Annotated in this window: 2 protein-coding genes; both read right to left on the bottom strand. The window is 69.6% G+C overall.

Annotation, left to right across the window (positions count from 1 at the left end):
* Positions 1-172: 172 nt before the first annotated feature.
* Positions 173-2,440, bottom strand: a complete 2,268-nt coding sequence (gene ptsP, locus HUU96_RS11255) for a phosphoenolpyruvate--protein phosphotransferase (RefSeq protein WP_174292889.1) — start codon at positions 2,438-2,440, stop codon at positions 173-175.
* A 145-nt stretch (positions 2,441-2,585) separates the two neighbouring features.
* Positions 2,586-4,844, bottom strand: coding sequence for an NADP-dependent malic enzyme (locus HUU96_RS11250; protein WP_174292888.1), 2,259 nt, complete (start codon positions 4,842-4,844; stop codon positions 2,586-2,588).
* Positions 4,845-4,913: the final 69 nt, after the last annotated feature.

The raw sequence follows: 4,913 nt of genomic DNA, 5'->3' as shown, positions 1-4,913 counted from the left end.
CGGCCAGCGACAGCCCCGCCGCCTCGCGCGCAGAACGCAGCCGGTCGCCCGCCGTTGCGGCAGCGGCTTCGGGTGCGCCGGGGGGCGTGTCGTCCATGTCAATCTCCCGCGCGTTCGGGTTCCGCCACCGCTCTCCCAGACAGGGAAAGCCGAGTCAACGAGGGCGGCACGCTCAGGCCAGCTCGACGCCCTGTTCGGCCGCCCAGCCGGTCAGCACGCCGCGCAGATCGCGCGGCGGCCGGGCAAGCAGCTGCGCCATCTTTGCGGTGACCGCGGCGTGGTCGAGGCTGCGCACCATCGCCTTGATTGGCCCGACCGCGGCCGGGGTGATCGACAGCCGCTGGATGCCCAGCCCGATCAGCGCCATCGCCTCCAGCGGTCGCCCGCCCATCTCGCCGCACACCGCCACCGGCACGCCGGCGTCGCGGGCGGGCACGATCACACGCGCCAGGAAGCGCAGGATCGACGGGCTCAACCAATCATAGCGCTCCGCCAGCTTGGGGTTGGCACGGTCGGCGGCGAACAGGAACTGGGTCAGGTCGTTGGTGCCGATCGACAGGAAGTCGATGCCCGGCAACAGGATGTCGAGCTGCTCGGCGAGCGCCGGCACCTCCAGCATCGCGCCATAGCGAATCTCGGCCGGCAACCGCTTGCCGCGCGCGACCATCCAGTCGCGCTGCTGCTCGAACAGCGCCTTGGCCTCGTCGAACTCCCATGGCTCGCTCACCATCGGGAACATCACATTGAGCACCCGTCCCGCCGCCGCCTCCAGCAGCGCGCGCGCCTGCGCCTTCATCAGCCCGCCGCGTTCCAGCGCCAGCCTGAGCGCGCGCCAGCCCATCGCCGGGTTCTCCTCGTCGGCGGTGTCGCGGGTGAGGTAGGGCAGCGCCTTGTCGCCGCCGATGTCGACGGTGCGGAAGATCACCGGCCGGGTGCCGGCCGCGTCCAGCACCTCGCGATACAGCCGCTGCTGGCGCTCGCGCTGCGGCAGCGTCGCCGACACCAGGAACTGGAACTCGGTGCGGAACAGGCCGATGCCGTCCGCCCCGGTCAGGTCGAGCGCGGCCACGTCGTCGCGCAGCCCGGCGTTGATCATCAGCGTGAGGCGATGGCCGTCGCGGGTCATCGGCGCGGCGTCCTTCAGCGCCGCGAACGCCGCGCGGCGTTTCTGGCGCAGCGCGAGGCGCGCCTCGAACGCTTCCTCCATTCCCGCCGACGGCCGCGCGAAGACGCTGCCCTCGATGGTGTCGAGCAACAGCATGTCCCCCTCCGCTACCTGCCGCCGGATGTCGCGGGCGCGGCCGAGCACCGGCACCCCCATCGCGCGGGCGACGATGGTGACGTGCGCGGTCAGCGACCCCTCCTCCAGGATCACGCCCTTCAGCCGGCGCTTGTCGTACTCCAGCAGCTCGGCCGGACCCAGGTTGCGCGCGATCAGGATCGTGTCCTGTTTCAATCCCAATTGCGCGGCGCTGCCCATCTGGCCGGAGACGATGCGCAACAGCCGATTGGACAGGTCCTCCAGGTCGTGCATCCGATCGGCGAGCAGTGGGTCGTCGATCTGGCGCATCCGCTGGCGGGTGCGCTGCTGGACGCGCTCGATCGCGGCTTCGGCGGTGAGGCCGCTGTCGATCGCCTCGTTGATGCGACGCGACCAGCCCTCGTCATAGGCGAACATCTTGTAGGTCTGCAGCACCTCCTCATGCTCGCCGCCGCCGCCGAACTCGGCCTGCGCGGTCATGCGGTCGATCTGCTCGCGCATCTTGTCGAAGGCGGCATAGACGCGGTGGCGCTCGGCGTCGGTGTCCTCGGCGACGGTATGCTCGACGACGACGCGCGGCTGGTGGAACACCGCGCAGCCCGCGCCCATGCCGTCGACCAGCCGCTGCCCGCCGATCCGCATCGCCGCGGTTGACTGCGGCCGGCTGGCGCTCGCGCCGACGTCGATCAGCCCGGCATTGGCGATCAGCTCGGACAGCACCATGGCGACGGTCTGCAGCGCCTCGATCTCGACATCGGCATATTTGCGCGGCTCGGCATGCTGGACGGCGAGCACCCCCACGGCGCGCTCGCGGCGGATGATCGGCACGCCGGCGAAGCTGTGATAGCGCTCCTCGCCCGTTTCGGGCCGATAGGCGAAGTCGGGGTGCGACGCCGCCTCGTCGAGGTTGAGCACCTCCACCTCCTTGGCGATGGTGCCGACCAAGCCCTCGCCCAGCGCCAGCTTGGTGACATGCACCGCCTCCTGCGCCAGCCCACGGGTGGCGTAGAGTTCCAGCACCCCCTCGCGCAGCAGGTAGATCGAGCAGACCTCGCTATCCATCGCCTCCGCGATGATGCCGACGACACCGTTCAGCTTCGCCTGCGCCGGGTTACGCGATGCCATCACGTCGTGCAGGTTGACGAGGATCGCGCGGGCGGAGGCGGCGGCCGAGGGCATGAGGACGGCGTAGCAGGCGGGGCGGCGGGGGTCATGCCCGATTTGGCGGCACCCCCCGGACAAGCCGGTTACGTGATTCCGGAAGCCGCGTCAGCGTCTACTCGGAATTGAACGCACAGACATAGCCGCCAGCCCGGCAGGCCGATCAGCGGGCGATGCCGCCCGCCGCCAGCACCGCCAGCGTCACCAGCTCGCTCGCGGTGCTGGTCATCGCGGCGATCTGCACCGGTTTCTCCATGCCGACCAGCATCGGTCCGATGACGTTGTCGCCGCCCAGCTCGCGCAGCAGCTTGGCCGAGATATGCGCCGACTGGAGCCCGGGCATGATGAGGACGTTGGCCGGCTGCGACAGCCGTGCGAACGGATAGTTGGCGAGCTGGCGCGGGTTCAGCGCGACGTCCGGCGGCATCTCGCCCTCATACTCGAAGCCGACCTGCCGCCCGTCGAGGACGTGCACCGCGTCGCGGATATTGTCCAGGAACGCGCCCTTGGGATTGCCGAAGGTCGAATAGCTGAGAAAGGCGACGCGCGGCTCGTGCCCCATCCGCCGCGCGACCGTAGCAGTCTGCTCGGCGAAGTCGGCGAGCTGTTCGGCGGTGGGCCGCTCGTTGACGGTGGTGTCGGCGATGAAGACGGTATGGCTCTGGCCGACCATGACGTGGATGCCGAACGGGGTGCGCCCCGCCTCGGGGTCGATCACCCGCTTCACCTCGCGCATCGACATCGCCCAGGTGCGAGTGACGCCGGTGATCATCGCATCACCCTCGCCCAGCTGAAGCAGCGCGGCGGCGAAGATGTTGCGGTCCTGGTTGACCATCCGCTCGACCTCGCGGCGCAGATAGCCGCGGCGCTGGAGCCGCTCGTAGAGGAAGTCGACCATTCGCGGCACCAGCGGCGAGACACGGCTGTTGTGCAGTTCGTATTCGCCCGGCTCGGTGACGCCGAGCGCCTTCAGCTTGTCGTAGACCTCCTCGCGCCCGACCAGCACCGGCGTGCCATAGCCGCCCTCCTTGAAGGCGATCGCGGCGCGCAGCACCACCTCCTCCTCGCCTTCCGCGAAGATGATCCGCTTGGGCCGTGCCCGTGCGCCCTCATAGGCGAGGCTGAGGACCGAGGTTGTCGGGTTCAGCCGCGCGCGCAGCGACTGGCGATAGCCGGCGAGGTCGAGGATCGGCTTGGTCGCGACGCCGGAGTCCATCGCCGCCTTGGCGACCGCGACCGACACCAGCTCCATCAGCCGCGGGTCGAACGGGGCCGGGATGATATAGTCGGGACCGAAGCTGTGCTGGACGCCATAGGCGGCAGCCACCTCCTCCGGTACCCGCTCGCGCGCCAGCTCGGCGATGGCGGTGGCGGCGGCGATCTTCATCGCGTCGTTGATGCCGGTCGCGCGCACGTCGAGCGCGCCGCGGAAGATGAAGGGGAAGCCGAGGACGTTGTTAACCTGGTTGGGGTAGTCGGACCGCCCGGTGGCGACGATCGCGTCGGGACGGGCGGCCCTGGCCTCCTCCGGGCGGATCTCGGGCTCCGGGTTGGCCATCGCGAAGATGATCGGGGCCTTGGCCATGTCGCGGACCATCTCGCCCTTGAGCGCGCCCGCCGCCGACAGGCCGAGGAACACGTCCGCGCCCGCCAGCGCCTCGGTCAGGGTGCGGCGGTCGGTGACAGCGGCGTGGGCCGACTGCCACTGATTGACGCTCTCGCGTCCCTGGTAGATCACGCCCGAGCGGTCGCACATGACGACATTGTCGCCGCGCACCCCCATCGCCTTGATCAGCTCGGTACAGGCGATCGCCGCTGCGCCGGCTCCGTTGACGACGACCTTGACGTCGGCGAGCCGGCGGCCGGTGAGCAGGCAGGCGTTGATGAGCCCGGCGGCGACGATGATCGCGGTGCCGTGCTGGTCGTCATGGAAGACCGGGATGTTCATCCGCTCGCGCAGCGTCTGCTCGATGATGAAGCATTCCGGGGCCTTGATGTCCTCCAGGTTGATGCCGCCGAAGGTCGGCTCCATCAGCTCGACCGCGTCGATGAAGCGGTCGACATCCTCCGTCTTCAGCTCGATGTCGATCGAGTCGACATCGGCGAAGCGCTTGAACAGCACCGCCTTGCCTTCCATCACCGGCTTGGACGCCAGCGCACCGAGATTGCCCAGGCCGAGGATCGCGGTGCCGTTGGAAATCACCGCGACGAGGTTGCCCTTGGCGGTATAGTCATAGGCGGTGGCGGGATCGTCGGCGATCGCCCGCACCGGCACCGCGACGCCGGGCGAATAGGCGAGCGCGAGGTCGCGCTGCGTCGCCATCGGCTTGGACGCGACGATCTCGATCTTGCCCGGCCGCCCTTCCGAATGGAACAGCAGCGCCTCGCGGTCGGAGAACTGGGTCGGGGCGGCGTCGCTCATGATCGGCTCCTCATCGCGCCACCCTTAGGCAAGCCGTCGGCGATTGGGGAGGGGCAACCGTCACCGCCC

It is taken from the genome of Sphingomonas bacterium (genome assembly GCF_903644135.1).
Classification (GTDB): domain Bacteria; phylum Pseudomonadota; class Alphaproteobacteria; order Sphingomonadales; family Sphingomonadaceae; genus Sphingomonas.
Note: the sequence above shows the minus strand (reverse complement) of the source record. Positions and strands in the feature narration are given on the sequence as shown.